Annotated in this window: 19 protein-coding genes; 14 read left to right on the top strand and 5 right to left on the bottom strand. The window is 68.5% G+C overall.

Going from position 1 to position 19,367, the window contains the following annotated elements; genetic code table 11:
* Nucleotides 1-6: 6 nt before the first annotated feature.
* Both ET475_RS15620 and ET475_RS15615 read right to left on the bottom strand, forming a co-directional pair.
* Nucleotides 7-1,338, bottom strand: coding sequence for a DUF349 domain-containing protein (locus tag ET475_RS15620; RefSeq protein WP_129392374.1), 1,332 nt, complete (start codon nt 1,336-1,338; stop codon nt 7-9).
* Between the two features lie 78 nt (nt 1,339-1,416).
* Nucleotides 1,417-1,698: a dioxygenase gene (locus ET475_RS15615; RefSeq protein WP_129392371.1), complete on the bottom strand. Its 282-nt coding sequence runs from the start codon at nt 1,696-1,698 to the stop codon at nt 1,417-1,419.
* Nucleotides 1,699-1,864: 166 nt separating this feature from the next.
* Between ET475_RS15615 and ET475_RS15610 the strand changes: the two genes are divergently transcribed.
* The gene (locus ET475_RS15610) at nt 1,865-3,145 is read left to right on the top strand and encodes a replication-associated recombination protein A (RefSeq protein WP_165311019.1); all 1,281 of its coding nucleotides are present in this window, start codon (nt 1,865-1,867) and stop codon (nt 3,143-3,145) included.
* A 3-nt stretch (nt 3,146-3,148) separates the two neighbouring features.
* Here ET475_RS15610 and ET475_RS15605 read toward each other — a convergent pair whose 3' ends face one another.
* The gene (locus ET475_RS15605) at nt 3,149-3,454 is read right to left on the bottom strand and encodes an NUDIX domain-containing protein (protein ID WP_129392365.1); all 306 of its coding nucleotides are present in this window, start codon (nt 3,452-3,454) and stop codon (nt 3,149-3,151) included.
* Nucleotides 3,451-3,645 (bottom strand): hypothetical protein, encoded by a 195-nt coding sequence (locus tag ET475_RS15600; protein ID WP_129392362.1) that lies wholly within the window; start codon nt 3,643-3,645, stop codon nt 3,451-3,453. The genes ET475_RS15605 and ET475_RS15600 overlap by 4 nt, the downstream gene beginning before the upstream one ends.
* Before the next feature lie 1,243 nt (nt 3,646-4,888).
* Here ET475_RS15600 and rpsD point away from each other — a divergent pair.
* From rpsD to aroQ, 10 genes are all read left to right on the top strand, one after another.
* Complete coding sequence (gene rpsD, locus ET475_RS15595; protein WP_129392359.1) at nt 4,889-5,518, top strand: 30S ribosomal protein S4; 630 nt, start codon at nt 4,889-4,891, stop codon at nt 5,516-5,518.
* Nucleotides 5,519-5,653: 135 nt separating this feature from the next.
* Nucleotides 5,654-5,908: an ATPase gene (locus ET475_RS15590; RefSeq protein WP_129392356.1), complete on the top strand. Its 255-nt coding sequence runs from the start codon at nt 5,654-5,656 to the stop codon at nt 5,906-5,908.
* Nucleotides 5,909-5,974: 66 nt separating this feature from the next.
* Nucleotides 5,975-8,635 carry an alanine--tRNA ligase gene (gene alaS / locus ET475_RS15585; protein ID WP_129392353.1) on the top strand — a complete coding sequence of 887 codons (2,661 nt, stop codon included), beginning with the start codon at nt 5,975-5,977 and terminating at the stop codon, nt 8,633-8,635.
* Nucleotides 8,632-10,593, top strand: coding sequence for an endolytic transglycosylase MltG (gene mltG / locus ET475_RS15575; RefSeq protein WP_242497667.1), 1,962 nt, complete (start codon nt 8,632-8,634; stop codon nt 10,591-10,593). Before alaS ends, mltG begins: the two co-directional genes overlap by 4 nt.
* Nucleotides 10,560-11,426, top strand: coding sequence for a shikimate dehydrogenase family protein (locus tag ET475_RS15570; protein WP_340638585.1), 867 nt, complete (start codon nt 10,560-10,562; stop codon nt 11,424-11,426). The genes mltG and ET475_RS15570 overlap by 34 nt, the downstream gene beginning before the upstream one ends.
* Before the next feature lie 30 nt (nt 11,427-11,456).
* Entirely contained in the window at nt 11,457-12,689 is a 1,233-nt protein-coding gene (gene aroC, locus ET475_RS15565; protein WP_129392350.1) for a chorismate synthase, read from the top strand.
* The gene (locus tag ET475_RS15560) at nt 12,686-13,225 is read left to right on the top strand and encodes a shikimate kinase (RefSeq protein WP_129392347.1); all 540 of its coding nucleotides are present in this window, start codon (nt 12,686-12,688) and stop codon (nt 13,223-13,225) included. The genes aroC and ET475_RS15560 overlap by 4 nt, the downstream gene beginning before the upstream one ends.
* Nucleotides 13,222-14,304 carry a 3-dehydroquinate synthase gene (aroB, locus tag ET475_RS15555; protein ID WP_129392344.1) on the top strand — a complete coding sequence of 361 codons (1,083 nt, stop codon included), beginning with the start codon at nt 13,222-13,224 and terminating at the stop codon, nt 14,302-14,304. Before ET475_RS15560 ends, aroB begins: the two co-directional genes overlap by 4 nt.
* A gap of 651 nt (nt 14,305-14,955) precedes the next feature.
* Nucleotides 14,956-15,477 carry a helix-turn-helix domain-containing protein gene (locus tag ET475_RS15550; RefSeq protein ID WP_129392340.1) on the top strand — a complete coding sequence of 174 codons (522 nt, stop codon included), beginning with the start codon at nt 14,956-14,958 and terminating at the stop codon, nt 15,475-15,477.
* 153 nt (nt 15,478-15,630) lie between these two features.
* A complete protein-coding gene (gene aroQ, locus ET475_RS15545) occupies nt 15,631-16,089 on the top strand; it encodes a type II 3-dehydroquinate dehydratase (protein WP_129392337.1) in 459 nt (152 codons plus the stop codon).
* 44 nt (nt 16,090-16,133) lie between these two features.
* On the opposite strand, the gene ET475_RS15540 is transcribed toward aroQ, so the two are convergent.
* Nucleotides 16,134-17,573 (bottom strand): MDR family MFS transporter, encoded by a 1,440-nt coding sequence (locus tag ET475_RS15540; RefSeq protein ID WP_129392334.1) that lies wholly within the window; start codon nt 17,571-17,573, stop codon nt 16,134-16,136.
* 70 nt (nt 17,574-17,643) lie between these two features.
* Here ET475_RS15540 and ET475_RS15535 point away from each other — a divergent pair, with 70 nt between their 5' ends.
* From ET475_RS15535 to nusB, 3 genes are all read left to right on the top strand, one after another.
* Entirely contained in the window at nt 17,644-18,240 is a 597-nt protein-coding gene (locus ET475_RS15535) for a TetR/AcrR family transcriptional regulator (RefSeq protein ID WP_129392331.1), read from the top strand.
* Between the two features lie 114 nt (nt 18,241-18,354).
* Nucleotides 18,355-18,915 (top strand): elongation factor P, encoded by a 561-nt coding sequence (gene efp / locus ET475_RS15530; protein WP_129392328.1) that lies wholly within the window; start codon nt 18,355-18,357, stop codon nt 18,913-18,915.
* 19 nt (nt 18,916-18,934) lie between these two features.
* Nucleotides 18,935-19,345, top strand: a complete 411-nt coding sequence (nusB, locus tag ET475_RS15525; RefSeq protein WP_129392325.1) for a transcription antitermination factor NusB — start codon at nt 18,935-18,937, stop codon at nt 19,343-19,345.
* The last annotated feature ends 22 nt before the right edge of the window (nt 19,346-19,367 follow it).

The raw sequence follows: 19,367 nt of genomic DNA, 5'->3' as shown, positions 1-19,367 counted from the left end.
CTCGGATCAGCCACCGAGCGCCTTCAGCCAGGTCTTGCGCGCGTCGAGGGCCTCAGTGGCCGCGGCGACAGCGCGGGCATCTCCCGATGCCTGTGCGTCGGCGAGTTCCTGCTCGAGCTTGGCGATGGCGTCGGTGAGCTGGCGCGTCATGTCGTTCGCGCGCGCCTTGGTCTCGGGATTGTTCCGCTTCCAGTCGACGTCTTCGCGGCCGCGCACGTTCTGCTCGATCTTGCGGAGTTCGTCATCCAGCGCGCGTTCCTTGTCGCGGGGAAAGATGCGGCCGATCTCGTCCCACCGGCGTTGGACGGCCGTCAGCGCAGCCCGGGCCTTGGCCAGGTCGGGCTCGTCGACGATCGGCTTCGCCTCTTCCAGCAACGTGCGACGGGCTTCGATCTTCTCCCGGGATGCCTCGACCTCGGCCGACTCGCGCTCTGAACGAGCCCCGTACAGCACGTCACCGGCGGCCTTGAATCGTGCCCACAGCGCGTCGTCGGCTTTCTTTCCGGCACGCCCGGCCGACTTCCATGCGTCAAGCAGGTCACGGTAGGCGCCGATGCCGTCCTCCCCGCGGGAAGCGAGGGCCTCGGCGCGCTCGATGAGCGCCGTCTTGCGCGCACGGGCCGCCTTGTGCACCTCGTCGAGCTCCGAATAGAACTCGCGACGCGCACGATCCAGCACTGCACGCGCATCGCGGAAGCGCTTCCAGAGCTTCTGGGCCACCGACTTGGGCAGCCGCGGGCCGTTCTGCTGCTGCTCCTGCCATTGGGCGAAAAGCTCGTTCAACTCAGCGGTGGTCTGCTTCCACTGCACCGACTTCGGGTCGCGAGCGGCGAGTTCCTCGACGCGCTCGACCAGTGAGGTGCGCTGGGCGATCGCGGCGTCGACGGCTTCGCGTGCGGCGGCGGACTCGGCAGCAGCGGCCTGCTCGAGGGCTCCGGTCAGTGCATCGAGGCGTGCGACCAGGCCCTGCAGATCTCCCACCGCCGCAGCGCCGACGGTCTTCTCCCGAACCGTGGACGCGGTCGCGCGCAGGTCACTGGCCGAGGCTCCACCGCCGCGGTGACGCGCTTCGAGCAGTGCGACCTCACCGGCGAGATCGGCGTACTTGCGCTCGAAATACGCAAGCGCTTCGGCTGGGGTCCCGTCGGGATATTCGCCGACCACGCGCCAGTCGTCACCCTCGCGAACGGACACGACGCCCGCGTCATCCACACGACCCCAATCGCCGTTCGAAGGGCTTGCGGGCTCAACCGGAGCGGTCTGAACCTTGCGCAACGCCACGGTGGGGGGCGAGGGAACGGGCGGCGTCGGGGGAGTGTTCTCTGCGTCGGCAGTCACGGGAAGCACCTCATCACGGCTGTCGCCGTCGGCGGGGATTGGAACGGGTCTCCCAGCCTAGTACGTCACGGGCTCCACTCACGGAGTCGTCGTCGGTGTGGGCGTGAGCGTCGGGGCCGGCAGCACGGTGGAGGTCGTCGTCGGGCTGGGTGCGGGCGCAGGCTTGCCCGGGCCGGCCGTGTAGTAGGCGATCTGAGCGCCGAGCAGACCGAGCAGCAGCACCGCTCCGACGATGCCGCCCACGACGTTGTCACGCGTGCGGCGGCGCCCTCGAGCCTGGTTCAGCTCAAGACGGGCCTGGTAGACACGTGCGCGCTCGCGCTGCACGCGCGCGTCCTTATCGTTGGCACGGGGCGCCACGGGGCCTCCTCACACAGCAGTTCCCCGGACGGACCGGGCCGGGTCGATCCTACGCAACCCGGCCATGCGAGGACAAAGACAGCCCGGTGTCGGCGGCCACGGTTAGCCTGAAGGGGTGACCTCTCCCGCTGCACTGTTCACCGGCCATACGCCGCTGGCCGTGCGGATGCGCCCCACCTCACTCGACGAGGTCGCCGGGCAACGACACCTGTTGCGTCCCGGTTCGCCGCTGGTGGCTCTGGCCGATCGCGATGCCGCAACCGCAGCATCCGTTTCCGTCATTCTGTGGGGGCCGCCCGGAACCGGCAAGACAACCCTTGCTCAGGCAATAGCGCGGTCGTCGGGTCGACGATTCGTCGAATTGTCGGCGGTGACAGCCGGCGTGCGCGACGTGCGCGAGGTCATGCAAGATGCGCTGAATCAACGCGATCTATACGGCCAGGCCACGATCCTGTTCCTCGATGAGATCCACCGGTTCACCAAGGCCCAGCAAGACGCGCTGCTGCCCGGCGTCGAGAACGGATGGGTGGTGCTCATCGCGGCGACCACCGAGAACCCCTCGTTCTCGGTGATCTCACCGCTGCTGAGCCGCTCACTGCTGCTCACGCTGCAGCCGCTCAACGATGACGACCTGGGCATGCTCATCGACCGTGCCGTGTCCGACGCCCGCGGGCTGGGTGGCACTTACTCCCTCGACGACGCGGCACGCGCCGCGCTGATCCGGCTGGCATCGGGTGATGCACGGCGGGCTCTGACCTCGCTCGAGGCAGCGGCATCCCTCGCCGGTCCCGGCGGCGACGAGGGCGAGACACCGCCGCACATCTCGGCCGAACACGTCGCCCAGGCCGTCGACAAGGCGCTGCTGCGCTATGACCGGCAGGGCGACGAACACTACGACGTGATCAGCGCGTTCATCAAGTCGATTCGTGGGTCCGATGTCGATGCCGCCATGCACTACCTCGCACGCATGATCGAGGCGGGGGAAGACCCACGGTTCATCGCCCGGCGGCTGGTGATCTCGGCTGCTGAAGACGTGGGGCTGGCCGACCCGACGGCGTTGCAGATAGCGGTGGCGGCAGCTGACGCCGTCGCCTTCATCGGGATGCCGGAGGGCCGCATCCCTCTCGCCGAGGCCACCGCCTACTTGGCGACGACGGCGAAGTCGAATGCGGCGTATCTGGCGATCGACAAGGCGATCGCCGACGTGAAGGCGGGCGGTTTCGGGCGGGTGCCCGCGCATCTTCGCGACGCGCACTATGCCGGAGCCAAGCGGCTCAGTCACGGCAAGGGATACGTGTATCCGCACGACATCGATGCGGGTGTCGCGACGCAGCAGTATCTGCCCGACGAGCTGCGCGGGCGGCGTTACTACGAGCCGAAGGCCCTCGGCGCCGAGCGCGACGTGCAGGCACGGCTGGAGAAGATCCGCCGCATTCTGGGGGAGTAGGGGCTATTGGCCAGGCGTCATGGCCGCGATCGCCCAAAGTGCTATCGCGGCGTCGAGCGGGCTGACTTCGGGGGAAAGCGGAGCCGTGAGTTCGAGCCAGGCGACGTCGGTGAGCTCGTAGGTGGATGACGCTGCCAGTCGCTCCGACAGCATGCCGAACACCGCCGCACGCTCTCGTCGATCGGGCCCGCGCAGATCGAACGTGGCCGTGCCGAGGAACGCAAGGTCTTCCTGGGCGAGCACGACGGCGGTTTCCTCCTCCAGCTCGCGGATCGCCGCCTGCCGAGCCGACTCGCCCGGGTCGATCATGCCACCGGGCAGCTCCCACCGCCCCGCCACCGGTTGCGGCCCATCAGGATCTGCTCGCCCGAGTCAAGCACGACCAGAGCCAAGGGGCACGGCGGCTCCGCTGCGAGATTGAGTGCGCTCTCGGAGTTCGCTTCGAGGGCGACGAGGACATCGCCCTGGCGGTCGGTGATCGGCAGCGCGGGGGTGGACATTGATCGAGCGTAGCGAAGGGTCGTGCCGCTGCGCGGCCAGCCGCGAGCGCTGCAGCTTTTTGCATATGCGGGTCTGAACCGGTGGCGCATCTGCAGATCGGTGCACCGCACACGGAGCGTGGTCCAGATCGGTGGCGCGCGTGCAGAAGACTGCAGCGCGAGCGCCCGGCGGTGGGGGTGTCACAGAAGTGGTGGATGTGGCGGCGTGAAGCCGCATCTTCTGTGACGCGCGAGGCCGTGGTGTCTCAGAAGGTGCGGGATGCGGCATCCCGCACCCGCATCTTGTGTGACGCGCGGGGCCGTGGTGTCTTAGAGGGTGCGGGATGCGGCATCCCGCACCCGCATCTTGTGTGACACGCGTGAGGGGCCCGTGCCGGAGCCGGCACTTGACCGCCGCGCCGTGACCTGTGCTCGGAGGGCCTCGAGCCCACTGCGGACCCCGAGGCCACCGAGCCCAACGGCAGGCGTGTCACAGAAGAGACGGGTGTGGCGGTGTGAGGTCGCATCTTCTGTGACGCGCGGGGCCGTGGTGTCTTAGAGGGTGCGGGATGCGGCATCCCGCACCCGCATCTTGTGTGACATGCGTGAGGGGCCCGTGCCGGAGCCGGCACTTGACCGCCGCGCCGGGACCTGTGCTCGGAGGGCCTCGAGCCCACCGAAGACCTCGAGGCCTCCGAGCCCAACGGCCGGCGTGTCACAGATGTGGTGGGTGTGGCGGCGTGAGGTCGCATCTTCTGTGACGCGCGGGGCCGTGGGGTCTCAGAGGGTGCGGGATGCGGCATCCCGCAGCCGCATCTTGTGTGACACGCGTGAGGGGCCCGTGCCGGAGCCGGCACTTGACCGCCGCGCCGTGACCTGTGCTCGGACGGCCTTGAGCCCACCGAAGACCCCGAGGCCCCCGAGCCCAGCGGCCGGCGTGTCACAGATGTGGTGGGTGTGGCGGCGTGAGGTCGCATCTTCTGTGACGCGCGGGGCCGTGGGGTCTCAGAAGGTGCGGGATGCGGCATCCCGAACCCGCATCTTGTGTGACACGCGTGAGGGGCCCGTGGCGCACCGCGTCGGCACCGCGGCGATGCCGGGCCGTCTGATAAGCTAGAGCGGCTCGAAACCGAGTTTTCGGGCATCCCCCTCCTCTGACCAAGACCTTCCGGCATGCCCCGGCGTGCAGTCCCGAAGGGCGAGGAGCGGGAGATACGTCCGCGAGTCGTGAACGACACGGCCGCGTCATCGGAAGGATAACTTCGTGGTTACGAAGTCCCAGGATCGCCGTAAGGTGCGTCTGTCTCGCGCCCTCGGCGTCGCGCTCACCCCGAAAGCTGCGCGCTATCTCGAGAAGCGCCCCTATGGCCCCGGCGAGCACGGGCGCACCAAGCGCAAGGCCGACAGCGACTACGCCGTCCGTCTGCGCGAGAAGCAGCGCCTGCGTGAGCAGTACGGCATTCGCGAGAAGCAGCTGCGCATCGCGTTCAACGAGGCCCGTCGCAAGGACGGCCTGACCGGTGAGAACCTCGTCGAGCTGCTCGAGATGCGTCTGGACGCCCTCGTGCTGCGCGCCGGCTTCGCCCGCACCACGGCGCAGGCCCGCCAGTTCGTCGTGCACCGTCACATCATGGTCGACGGCCAGCTCGTCGACCGCCCGTCGTTCCGTGTGAAGCCGGGCCAGGTCATCCACGTCAAGGAGCGCAGCGAGGGCACCGAGCCGTTCCAGGTGGCAGCCGCCGGCGGCAACGCCGAGGTGCTGCCCCCGGTACCCGGCTACCTCGAGGTCGACCTCGAGAAGCTGCAGGCGCGCCTGGTGCGTCGCCCGAAGCGCGCCGAGGTCCCCGTCACGTGCGAGGTCCAGCTGGTCGTCGAGTACTACGCGGCCCGCTGATCGCGCCGCGCGAGAAGTGATCGCGGAGGGCGCCGGGGATCCCCGGCGCCCTCTGTCGTATCCGGCGGCCTTTCGTGTCGCGCCCTGCCGATTACGATAGGGGGATGCCGCGCCCCGCGGCCGAGGAGTGGAGACATGAAGAGTCTGGTGTGGTTCGTGCTCGGCATCGCCGGTGGATTCGTGGTCGCGCACTTCATGAACAAGGACCCGCGCGGGCACGAGGTGCTCGCCGCCGTCGATGCGCGCATCGCCGAATTCACCGACCGGATCGGTGACGCCTACCGCGATCAAGAAGCTCGCCTGGCATCGGCCGGCCCGCTGGCATCGGCCGGCCCGGCACCCGTCGCCGCGGCGGCACCCGCGGCTGGGGCATCCGAACCGTCCGCCTGAGTTCGGCCCACCGACCCCGCCGGCCGCGCTCGTCGCCGCCGGCTCATCCTCCTGAGAAAGAAGCGCATGAAGACCGCTGAGATCGCCCAGCGCTACCTCGACTACTTCGAGAAGAACGACCACGTCATCGTCCCGTCGGCATCGTTGGTCAGCAACGATCCCTCGATCCTGTTCACGATTGCCGGAATGGTGCCGTTCATCCCCTACCTGAACGGCCTGGTCCCGGCGCCCTACGCACGCGCCGCCGACGTGCAGAAGTGCATCCGCACGCTCGACATCGAAGAGGTCGGCCACACTGCCCGCCATGGCACCTTCTTCCAGATGCTGGGCAACTGGTCGTTCGGCGACTATTTCAAAGAGGGAGCGATCGGCTACGCGTGGGAGCTGCTGACCTCCGCCGAGGCCGACGGCGGCCTGGGCTTTGCCGAGCGCGATCTGTGGGTCACCGTCTATGAGGACGACGACGAGGCCGCGGCGCTCTGGAAGAAGATCGCCGGCCTGCCCGAAGAGCGCATCCAGCGCATGGGCAAGGAAGACAACTACTGGCACACCGGCCAGCCCGGGCCCGGTGGCCCCTGCTCGGAAATCTACTTCGATCGCGGTCCCGCCTACGGCCGCGACGGGGGGCCGGCAGTCGACGACAGCCGGTTCACCGAGATCTGGAACCTCGTGTTCATGCAGGAGCAGATCACCAACGTGCGGTCCAAGACCGACTTCGATGTCGTCGCACCGCTGCCGCGGAAGAACATCGACACGGGCATGGGCCTGGAGCGCGTCGCCTTCATCAAGCAGGGCGTTGAGAACATGTACGAGATCGATCAGGTTCGCCCGGTGCTGGACCGTGCCGTCGATCTCTCAGGTCGCCGTTACGGCGCCGAGCACGGTGACGACGTGCGTTTCCGCGTGGTCGCCGACCACGTGCGCTCGTCGCTCATGCTGCTCTCCGACGGCGTCACGCCGTCCAATGAGGGCCGCGGCTACATCCTGCGCCGTCTGATGCGTCGCACGGTGCGCGCGATGCGCCTGCTGGGCGTGGACGAGCCCACCTTCCCGGAGCTTTTCACCGCCTCGCGCGACGCGATGAAGACCGCCTACCCGGTGGTCGCCGACGACTGGACGCGCATCTCGCAGTACGCCTTCGCCGAGGAGCAGACCTTCTTGCGCACGCTGGCGGCAGGCTCGACGATCCTCGATCTGGCCCTGGACGAGACGAAGAAGGCCGGCAAACCCGCACTGAGCGGCTCCGAGGCCTTCCTGCTGCACGACACCTACGGCTTTCCCATCGATCTCACCTTCGAGGTCGCCCAAGAGGCAGGGCTTGACGTCGACCGCCCCGCCTTCGACACCCTCATGCAGGAGCAGAAGGCACGGGCCAAGGCCGACGCCCGATCGCGCAAGCGCGCGATCGCCGACCAGAGCGTGTATCGCGAGTTCCGCGCGCAGGGCGAGACCGTCTTCACCGGCTATACCGACTTGGAGACGTCGTCGCGGGTGCTCGGCATTCTCGTGGACGGACTGCCGGCGCAGCAGGCCGTGCAGGGGCAGATCGCCGAAGTGATCCTGGCTGAGACGGCCCTGTACGCCGAGAGCGGCGGCCAGGTCGCCGACAAGGGCATGATCGTCGGACCGGGCTACGAGCTCGACGTGCTCGACGTGCAGCGGCCGGTGCCGGGGCTGGTCAGCCACACCGTCGAGGTGACCCAGGGCGAGGTGGGCGTGGGGCAGCCGGCGACGACGGTCGTGGATGCCGCGAACCGGCGTTCTGCGGCACAGGCGCACTCTGCGACCCACCTGGTTCACGCGGCGCTGCGCGACACGCTGGGCCGAACGGCCACGCAGGCGGGCTCGTTGAACCGCGCCGGGTATCTGCGCTTCGACTTCTCGTGGGGGCAGGCGCTGTCTGATGCCACCAAGAGCGAGATCGAAGAGATCGCCAACAACGCCGTGCGCGACAACCTCGAGGTGTCCACGCGTGTGCTGCCGCTGGCCGAAGCCAAGCAACTGGGCGCCATGGCGCTGTTCGGCGAGAAGTATGGCGACACCGTCCGCATGGTCGACATCGGTGGGCCCTGGTCTCGCGAACTCTGCGGAGGCACGCACGTGGCCACCTCCGCCGAAGTGGGCGTGATAAGCCTCATCGGCGAATCGTCGGTCGGGGCATCCAACCGTCGTGTCGAGGCGCTCGTGGGGCAGGATGCCTTCCGCGAGCTGACCGCGGAGCGCGCACTCGTATCGCAGCTGACCAGCGCGCTGAAGACTCCGCGTGATCAGCTGGCCGCCCGGGTGGCCGAGCTGTCGGCGAACCTGAAGGCCGCCGAGAAGAAGATCGCCGCGTTCGAGGCGCGCGCACTTGCCGACCGCGTTCCCACACTCGCCGACGGTGCTGCCCGCATCGGCGCCTTCCGTGTGGTCGCCGAGTCGCTCGGGGTCGCGGCGTCGGGCGACGACGCGCGCTCGCTGGCCCTGCAGGTGCGCGACCGGCTGGGCTCCGAGGCCGCCGTGGTCGCACTGGGCGCCGAGGTGAAGGGGCGCCCCGTCGTGGTCGTCGCCACGAACGAGGCGGCACGCGCCGCCGGCGCCCGAGCCGGTGCTCTCGCCAAGGTCGCCGCGGGAATCCTCGGCGGCGGTGGCGGCGGGCGCGACGACGTCGCACAGGGCGGCGGAACGGATGTCGCGGCACTGCCCGACGCGCTGCGCGGGGTGCGAACGGCTCTGGAGACCGCGTGACCGACGCCCTCCGCGGGGTGCGATTGGCCGTCGACGTCGGAAAGGTCCGCGTCGGGGTCGCCCGCAGCGACCCCGACGGGCTGCTGGCCGTTCCGCTGGAGACCGTCGCGCGCACGGGCACGCCGATCGAGCGGATCGTGGCGCTTTCGGCCGAGTACGAGGCGATCGAGATCATCGTCGGGCTGCCGCTGAATCTGCGCGGCGACGACACGCCTTCCACAGCCGATGCGCGCGCGTTCGCGGGTCGGCTGGCTGCGGCATCCGATGTGCCCGTCCGGTTGGTCGACGAACGTCTCAGCACGGTCAGCGCACACCACGCGCTGCGGGAATCGGGCAGAACTCAGCGTTCATCTCGTAGCATGGTGGATCAGGTCGCCGCGGTGGTGTTTCTGCAACACGCACTCGACATCGAGAAGCGGACAGGGCAACCCGCCGGCGAACTCGTCCCCCAGCGCAGGAGCCCGCCTGACATGCCCGAAGTCCGTCCCCCCGACGGTGAATCCACCCCGACCACGCCATTGACGCGGCGGGAAGCCCGCGAACTCGCGGCCCGCGAAGCAGCGGCGGCCCGCGAAGCTGCGGCATCCGGCGAAGCAGCGGCAGCCGGTGACGCGCCGGCGCCGGTCACACAGGCGGTGCCCGCGCCCGGCATACCCGCAGTGCCCGTAGCGCAGACCCCGGCACCCTCGGCACAGACCCCCGCCCCGGCTGCGCAGCCGGCCGTGCCGGCGCACGAGGCGCCGCGACCAGCGGCATCCGGCCATCATCGTTCGCATCATCCGCGCGGTCATGCCGTTCCGGCGCTCGAAGACCTGTTCACCGGAGAGACCACGACCGAAGCGCTCGGTGCGGTGCCACAGAAGAAGACGAAGCGGCAGAAGCGCCGCGGCCGGTTCATCGGCCTCGCGATCGTGGTGGTGGTGCTCGGCGGCATCGGCGCGGGCGGACTGTATGTCTGGCACACTTACGAGCCGCAGATCCGCAGCATCATGGGCTGGGAGGAGCCGAAGGACTACGAGGCAGGCCTCGCGCACGGCGAGGCGCTCGTGACGATCCAGTCCGGCGACAGCGGCGCGGTCATCTCCCGGTCGCTGGCTGCGGCCGGGGTCACGAAGACGCCGTCGGTGTTCTACGACATGCTCATCTCGTCGGGAGCGAACCCCACGTTCTACCCCGGCGTGTACAAGCTGCAGCAGGAGATGACCGCCTCCGCCGCGCTGAAGACACTGCTGGACCCGTCGAGCAAGCAGGAGAACTCTGCGCTGCTGCCCGAGGGGCTCACCGAAGACGACATTCTCGGCCGCCTCTCCGACGCCCTGAAGATCCCGCGGGCCGACTTCGACGCGGCGGTGAAGAAGCCCAGCGACTACGGCGTGAAAGCCGACAGCCTGGAGGGCTGGCTGTTCCCGGCGATGTACACCTTCGCGCCCGACGCGACGGCGAAAGACATCATCAAGACGATGGTGGATCGCACCGTGCAGTCGCTCGACGACGCCGGAGTGCCCGAGGCCGACCGGCAGCGCATTCTCACCATCGCGTCGATCATCCAACGCGAGGCGCGCGAGGTCGACGACTTCTACAAGGTCTCGCGCGTGATCGAGAATCGACTCGATCCGTCCAACCAAGAGACATTCGGCAAGCTGCAGATGGACTCGACGGCGCAGTACGGCTACGGCGAGATGCACGACGGCACCGCCAGCTCGTCGCAGGCGGCGCTGGACGACGACAATCCATGGAACACATATGTGCACGCCGGGCTGCCCGCCGGGCCCATCGCAAATCCCGGAGACACCGCTATCGACGCGGCGATGCACCCCGCCGACGGCCCCTGGCTCTACTTCGTCACGGTGAACATGGACACCGGCGAGACCGTGTTCAGCACGACCTATGCCCAGCAGCAGGCGGCCATCAAGAAGATGCAGGCGTGGTGCACGGATCACCCGGACTCGGGATGCTGAGCGGCGGCCGCGAGCTGGAGGTCTGGGGCGATCCCATCGATCACAGTCTGTCTCCCCGGCTGCATGCGGCGGCCTACCGAGAACTCGGCCTGGACTGGTCGTATGGGCGCCGCCGGGTCAGCGAAGCATCCTTCTCCGGTGAGTTCGCCGCACTCGGAGGCACGTTGCGCGGCCTGTCGCTCACGATGCCGCTCAAGGCCCTCGCGTTCGAGGCGGCCGTCACCCGAAACCGGCACGGTGAGCTGTCGGGTGCGGTCAACACGTTGCTGCTGACCGAGGGGGGACCGCACGGCTTCAACACCGATGTGGCCGGGATCGCCGCCGACATCGCCGATCAGGGGGTGCCCCACGCAGAGCGGGCGCGCATCGTGGGGTCAGGTGCGACGGCGACCTCGGCGCTGCTCGCACTGGAGATCCTCGGCGTGGACGAGGTCGAGGTCGCAGCCCGTCGCCCCGAGGCTGCACAGGCGCTCGTCGAGCTCGGCCGGCGCCTGGGCGTGCGGGTGCACACCGTCGGCCTTGACGGGCACGACGGCCGGCCCGTTGCGTTGACGATCGCCACGCTGCCCGGCGGGGTCGACCTTTCCCCATCGGTGGCTGACGCCCTGGCCGCCGACGGCGGCCTGCTTTATGACGTCGTCTACGGGCACTGGCCCACGGCCCTCGCGCAGGCATGGCAGTGTCGAGGTGCACGCGCGGTGCCAGGCATCGGGATGCTGGTGCAGCAGGCGCTGAGGCAGGTGCGGGTGTTCCTCACCGGTTCGGATGAAGAGCCTCTTCCCGCCGAGGCCACCGTGCTGGCCTCGATGCACGCAGCCGTCACGGAGGCCTGAGCCTCGCGCGCGACGTGGGAGACTGGAGCAATGCTCCGCGTGCTTACGGCCGGCGAATCGCACGGCCCCGAACTCGTCGCCCTCATGGAGGGACTGCCCGCCGGCGTTCCCGTCTCGCGCGCCGCGATCCAGCAAGATCTTGCCCGGCGCAAGCTCGGTTATGGCCGCGGATCGAGGATGAAGTTCGAAGAAGACGAGCTGACAATCTCGGCGGGTGTGCGGTTCGGGTTGAGCCTGGGCAGCCCGATCGCGTTGCGCATCGGCAACACCGAGTGGCCGAAGTGGACCGAGGTGATGAGCGCCGAGCCCGTCGAGCTCACCGATCGCTCACGCGGGCGCGGCGCGCCGCTGACCCGTCCGCGCCCCGGTCACGCCGATCTCGTCGGCATGCAGAAGTACGGATTCGATGAGGCTCGGCCGATCCTCGAGCGGGCCAGCGCCCGCGAGACCGCGGCTCGCGTCGCCCTGGGTGCCATCGCCCGTGCGTTTTTGTCTGAGCTCGGCATTCGACTGGTCAGCCACACCCTTGCCATCGGCCCGGTGCACACGCCCGTCGATGCCCCGGTGCCTACGCCCGATGACGTCGCGGCACTGGATGCTGATCCGCTGCGCTGCTTCGACGCGGCTACCAGCGCCCGCATGGTGACAGAGGTGGATGCCGCACGCAAGGACGGCGACACGCTGGGCGGCATCGTCGAAGTGCTCGCCTACGGACTCCCGCCTGGGCTGGGCTCGCATGTGCAGTGGGACCGCCGCTTGGACGGCCGGCTCGCCCAGGCACTGATGAGCATCCAGGCCATCAAGGGCGTCGAAGTCGGTGACGGATTCGAGACCACCCGCCGTCGCGGCTCGGCAGCGCACGACGAGTTGTTCGCGACCGACGGCGGCATCGCCCGGGCCAGCGATCGCGCCGGCGGCACCGAGGGCGGCATGTCGACGGGCACGATTCTGCGAGTGCGCGCGGGCATGAAGCCGATCGCCACGGTTCCGCACTCGCTGCGCACGGTGGACGTCGCCACCGGCGAGGCTGCGGGAGCGCATCACCAGCGTTCCGATGTCTGCGCGGTGCCGGCGGCCGGCGTCGTGGCTGAGGCCATGGTCGCGATAGTGCTGGCCGAGTCGGTCTTGGAGAAGTTCGGCGGCGACAGCGTCGCCGAGGTGCGACGCAACCTCGACGGCTACCTTGCGGGCATTCCCGAGGCGCTGCACACCGCGTCATCCAGCGACCGGTCGCTGGGCGACGTGGCGCTGCAGGAGCTATGACCCGGCCCGCCGTCGTTCTCATCGGGCCGATGGGGGCGGGCAAGACCTCGATCGGTCGCAAGGCGGCCAAGGCCCTGCACGCGCCGTTCTTCGATACCGACATCGCCATCGCGCGGGCACACGGGCCGATCCCGAAGATCTTCGCCAGCCAAGGCGAACCGCACTTTCGCGAGCTTGAACGCGAGGCGGTGCGCGAAGCGCTGGCCACCGACGGGATCGTCGCGGTCGGGGGCGGTGCCGTGCTCCACCCGGACACTCAGGCCGATCTCACCCACCATCCGGTCGTGCTGCTGACCGTCGACCCGGCGACCGTCGCCGGTCGCATCCGCGGAACCACCCGGCCGCTGCTGCAGGGCGAAGACGCCCTGCAGTCGTGGCAGCGCGTCGCCGAGGAACGTGGCCGGCTGTATGCCGAGCTGGCTGACATCACGATAGACACGTCTGTCGGTCACATCCGCGACATCGTCGATCGCGTCGCCGGCTGGGTCGAAGAGCAATGGGCTGACGCAGAGAATGCACAGAAGGGAACGGAATGAGCGAGACGACCACGATCAGCGTCGAGGGAAGCCGGCCCTACGACATCACGGTAGGCCGCGGCATCCTTCTGGACACCGTGGAAGGGGCGCTGCCGCCCGCGGCGCGCAAGATCCTCGTGGTGCATCAGCCCGCGCTGGCCACCGCCGCCTCACAGCTGCGCGACGCGTTGTCGGGCCCCGACCGGCAGGTGCTGTTGGCAGAGATCCCCGACGCCGAGGCGGGCAAGCGCGTTGAGGTCGCGGCGTTCTGCTGGCAGATCATGGGACAGGCTGACTTCACGCGCACCGATGCCGTCATCGGATTCGGCGGGGGAGCGGTCACCGACCTCGCGGGGTTCGTCGCGGCGACGTGGCTGCGCGGGGTCGACATCGTGCAGCTGCCCACGTCGGTGCTGGCGATGGTCGACGCCGGGATCGGCGGCAAGACGGGGATCAACACGAACGAGGGTAAGAACCTCGTGGGTGCGTTCTGGCCGCCGCGCGCGGTGGTGTGTGACTTCGAGCTGCTGGATTCGCTGTCGGAAAACGAACGCGTGGCCGGGTTCGCCGAAGTCGTCAAGGCCGGGTTCATCTGGTACCCCGAGATCCTCGAGCTCGTGGAGAAGGATGCCGCAGCCGCCGTGGATCCGCGGTCGGAGGCGTTCAGCCGCTGCGTGGAACTGGCGATCCGGATGAAGGCAGACGTCGTGGGCAAAGACCTGCGCGAATCGGGCTTGCGCGAGGTGCTCAACTACGGGCACACCCTCGGTCACGCGATCGAGTATGCCGAGCGCTATCAGTGGCGTCATGGAGCGGCCGTGAGTGTGGGGATGATGTACGCCGCAGAGCTCTCCCGGCTGGCCGGGCGACTCTCCGACGACGTCGTCGACCGGCACCGCGACATCCTCACCTCGCTGGGGCTGCCCACGACCTACCGTGCGAACGCGTGGAAGACGCTGTTGTCGACGATGCGCCGCGACAAGAAGGCGCGCGGCGACATGCTGCGCTTCGTCGTGCTCGACGACATCGCACGCCCTACCGTCATGCAGGCGCCCGACGAGTCGCTGCTGTTCGCGGCGTTCCAGGAGATCGGGGAGTGACCGCGGTCGCGGTGCGGCGGATACGTGCGGCCGAAGCGGGAGCGGGAGCAGGTGCGTGACTCGCGGATCCAGCCGGTGAGCGAGATCCCGCCGCACACATAGGGTTCCTGTCCACTAGCGTTCCTGTCCACTAGCGTTCCTGTCCACTAGCGTTCCTGTCCACGCCGAAGCAGGAGCGCGTCCGGGAAGACGACTTCTGGCCTGGCGCGAGCAGCCACGTCTGCGAACGGCGAAGAGGCCGTCCCCACGGTGCGGTGTCGAGTGGGCACGTGCCTGAGTCTCTTCCCCCGGTTGTCGGCCGCCTCATCCGGCCGCCGCGTCCACCTTCCTGAACGCTCACCATCTGAACCGCCCAGTGGTTCAGATGGTGAACGTTCGCGGGGGAGGCGCGGGAGACCCGACCCGAGCAGGAGACACGCGCCGCGAAGATCCCGGCGGCGCGCGGAGCCCCGCAAAGCCCGTTGGTCATGCCGCCAGCGGCTGCTGGTCACGCGCAAGCGGTTGCTGGTCAGGCGCAAGCGGCTGCTGGTCACGCGCAAGCGACTGCTGGTCACGCGCAAGCGGCTGCTGGTCAGGCCGCAAGCGACTGCTGGTCACGCCGAGTGGCCTGGCCTACGAGGCGATGTCGGTGGTCGACGGCAACATGTCGTCATGGCACCGACATCCACGACGGAAGCTCTCGACATCTCCGGGTATGTGCGCCGCGTACGACGACTTGGCGATCTCAGCCAACGAGACCTGGCGAAGGCTCTCGGCGTGAGCCAGGCGGCGATCACGCGCGTCGAGAACGGAGGCGACATTCGGGTACGCGCGTTCTCGCGCATCCTCGAAGCCGCCGGGCTTCGACTGGTCATCGTCGATGAGGCAGGCGACGAGGTCACGCCGATGCCCGTCGACGTGTTCCGTGATCGCGCCGGCCGCCGGCATCCCGCACATCTCGATGTGCACGCGCGCCCCGAGACCCCAACGATGAAGATGCTTTTTCGCAGTGTCGATCCGATCCCCTCGAGCGGGTCTTGGTATCACAAGCGGCCGGAGCGCGATCGACTGCGCGGCGATTCGCGTCGGGGAGCACACGACGAGCAGCTGACGACGAGCGCTGCACGCGCACGCGCGGCACCGCGCAGGTGCGCCAGCGGTGCGCTCGCGCACCGGTTCGCGCCCCGGCGATAGGGCGAACGGATGACCGCACAACGCAGGTACGCCAGTGGCGCGCTCGCGCAACGGTTCGCACCCCGGCGATAGGGCGAACGGATGACCGTACAACGCAGGTGCGCCAGCGGTGCGCTCGCGCAACGGTTCGCACCCCGGCGATAGGGTGAACGGATGACCGCACCGCGCCGCCTGCTGCTCGTGAACGGCCCGAACCTCAACCTGTTGGGGGTGCGCGAGCCCGAGATATACGGCACCGCGACCCTGGGGGATGTCGAGCGGATCACGGCGGATGCCGCAGCCCAGCACGGCTTCGACGTACGCGCTGTGCAGAGCAACCACGAAGGCGTGCTGATCGACGCCATTCACGCGGCGCGCACCGAGTGCGCCGGCATCGTCATCAACCCCGGGGGCCTGACGCACACCTCGGTGATCCTGCGCGATGCGCTCTCGGGCGTGGCGCTGCCCGTTGCCGAAGTGCATATTTCTGACGTGAACGCGCGCGAAGAGTTCCGTCGCTTCTCGTATGTGGCCGATGTCGCCGCGGTGCACGTGATCGGTGAGGGCGTGGCCGGCTACGCGACAGCGGTCGACCTGCTCGTCGAGATCATCGCGGGGCGTGCCGAGGGCTGAGAGCCCCCAGCACGCCCCATCGAAGACAAGCGCGGCCGCGGCGATCAGGCTGCTTTCTGCGCCGGCTGCGGAGCCGGTGCGGCAACCACCGGGCGCGAGGGGAGCGCGAAGCAGACCCCGATGGCGACCACGGTGAAGCCGACGGCCCACCAGAAGGCGACGTCGAAGCCCTGGGCCAGGTCGGCCAGCGACGTGCTCGAACCCACGGCGGTCTGCAGGATCACGGCCAGCAGCGCCGTACCGAACGCGCCACCGACTTGCTGTGCCAGGCGGGTGAGCAGACTGGCGTGCGGGATCTCGGCGTGCTCAAGACCGACATAGGCGACCGTCATGACCGGAATCATCACGGCACCGGTGCCCAGACCCCGCACCAGCAGCACTGCCATGAGCCACCAGATGCTCGTCGTTGCGTCTGCCAGTGCGAACGGGATCGTCGCGATCCCCATGACGACGAACCCCGCGATGGCGACAGTCCGGGCTCCGATCTCATCGGTCAGCTTTCCGGCGAGGAATCGACTGAGGAGCGCACCGACGCCCTGCGGAATCATCAGCAATCCTGCGGTGAGGACATCCGACCCGTGCAGAATCTGGAAGAAGAGCGGAAGCAGCAGCATGCCGCCGTACAGTGATGCGCCCGACAGGAACAGCACGAGCGACGAAGAGGCAACGGGGCGGCGCTTGAGCAGACTCACGTCGATGAGTGCCGTCGAAGGGCGCCGTGCCGCCCACCAGGCGAACAGCGCGAGAAGACCGATGCCGACGAGCGCGGGCAGCCACACGTCGAGGCGTGCGAATCCGCCGTCTTCGCTGACCCGCGACATCCCATACAGCACCCCGACGATTCCGGGCGATGCCAACAGCAGCCCCACGAGGTCCAGACGCGCGCGCCCCGAGGGGGCATCCCGTGGGATGAACTTCCACGCCAGCAGCAGGCCGACCAGGCAGAACGGCACGTTGACCCAGAACATCCAGCGCCAGTCGAGCGAGTTGAGGATGATGCCGCCGATGGTGGGCCCGAGGATGGGTCCCAGAGCGGCCGGCAGGCTCACCATCGCCATGAGGCGGCCGAGCGAGGCGCCACGGGGCACCTGCTGAATCGCCAGCGTCGCCATCAGCGGCATCATGAGACCGCCACCGATGCCCTGCAACACGCGGAAGGCGATGAGGCTGCCCGCGCTCCACGACAGCGAGCACGCGATCGATGCGACCAAGAAGATCGTCAGAGCGATCATCCAGACCCGCTTGCCGCCCAAGCGGGCCTGTGCCCAGCCCACGAGCGGAATCGTCACGCCCAGCGCAAGCAGATACGCAGTACTGACCCACTGGATGACGCTCACCGACACGTCGAGATCGGTAGCGAGGGTCTTCAGCGCGATGCTGACGATCGTGCTGTCGAAGATGACGGCGAGGCCACCGACCAGAAGACAGATCGTGGTGACGATCGCAGCGCGGGGGATCGCCGGAGCGGGCGAGGATGAGGACATCGGGACTCCTTCTAAGATACACGGCTGTATCTACGGGAGTGAGTGTACGCCGATCCGATAAGATACACAAATGACCCTTGAAGAGGATGCTCCGGCTCGGAGGAGACGTGGCGAAGAATTAGAGCGCGCGATTCTCCAGGCCGCTTGGGATCAGCTTCTCGAGGGTGGCTATCCGGGCTTCACGATCGATGCCGTGGCCGACCGCGCGCAGACCAGCCGCTCGGTGATCTATCGGCGCTGGCCCGATCGGGGTGAGCTGATGGATGCCACCCTCGCGTTCGGGCTCAATCAGGGCCGTGTCGAGACGCCCGATACCGGCAGTCTGCGTGGCGATCTGCTGGCGATGCTGCGCAGCTCCAACCTCGCACGCAGCGCCATCGCCCCGCTGCTGAGCGTCTTCATGGGGGCGTACTACGCGGAGTCCGGGCGCACCTTCGCCGATGTGCGCCGACGCGCCTTCGGCGAACGGGCCGGGACCTCGATGGAGACCATCTTGAATCGCGCCGTCGCACGCGGCGAGGTCGATCCGCAGCGACTGACTCGGCGGGTGCGGTCGGTGGCATCCGATCTGTTCCGTCACGACCTGCTGATGACGGCAGCGCCCCTGCCGGATGAGGAAATCGTGGCCATCGTCGACGAAGTCTTCTTGCCGCTGGTGCGCACCTGAACGCGTGATGGGCTGGTCTTCCCGTAGAATCGACTGTCGGCCACGCACGGCGACCCAACACGTGTGCGCGCCGACCGAACGCGCGAACCCCGAACGAAACGGAACACGAGTCCTATGGCATCCACCGCAGACATCCGCAACGGCGTCGTCCTCAACCTCGACGGCCAGCTCTGGAGCGTCGTGGAGTTCCAGCACGTCAAGCCCGGCAAGGGCGGCGCGTTCGTGCGCACCAAGCTCAAGAACGTCGTCACCGGCAAGACGAACGACAAGACCTTCAACGCCGGGTCGAAGGTCGAGATCGAGAACGTCGACCGTCGCGATTTCACCTACCTGTACAGCGACGGCGACGGGTTCGTGTTCATGGACACCGCCGACTACGACCAGATCACGGTGCCGGCCGTCGTCGTCGGCGACGCGAAGAACTTCATGCTCGAGAACCAGGCAGTCACCATCGCGCTGCACGACGGCAACCCGCTGCACGTCGAACTGCCGGCCTCGGTCGTGCTCGAGATCACCTACACCGAACCGGGCCTGCAGGGCGACCGCTCCTCGGCGGGCACGAAGGGTGCCACTGTCGAGACCGGCTACGAGATCCAGGTGCCGCTGTTCCTCGAGACCGGCACGAAGGTCAAGGTCGACACCCGCACGGGCGACTACCTCGGCCGCGTGAATTGACCTCGGGTCTTCGCACACAATGAGCGCACGCACCAAGGCGCGCCGCCGCGCGATGGACATTCTGTTCCAATCCGACATCCGCGGCGAGCAGATCCCGACGATCCTCGCCGCCGAAGCCAAGCGCGCGGCCACCGAACCCGCCCGCGAGGCGTCGTGGCTGTATGCGCGCGAGATCGTCGACGGCGTGATCGACAACCAGGGCGAGATCGACGAGCAGATCACCACCTTCGCGAAGGACTGGTCCCTGGAACGGATGCCGGCAGTCGATCGCGCACTGCTGCGCATCGGTGCCTGGGAGATCCTGTACAACGACGAGGTCCCCACCGCCGTTGCCATCGACGAGGCCGTCGAGCTGGCCAAGGAATTCTCGACCGATGAGTCGGGCTCGTTCATCCACGGCGTGCTGGCCCGGATCGGCCGCTCGAACTGACCCGAGCGGCGGTGTCCGCGGC

Source organism: Microbacterium protaetiae (genome assembly GCF_004135285.1).
GTDB classification, from domain to species: Bacteria; Actinomycetota; Actinomycetes; order Actinomycetales; family Microbacteriaceae; genus Microbacterium; species Microbacterium protaetiae.
The sequence above is the reverse complement of the archived record's forward strand: the minus strand, read 5'-3'. Positions and strand labels throughout refer to the sequence as shown.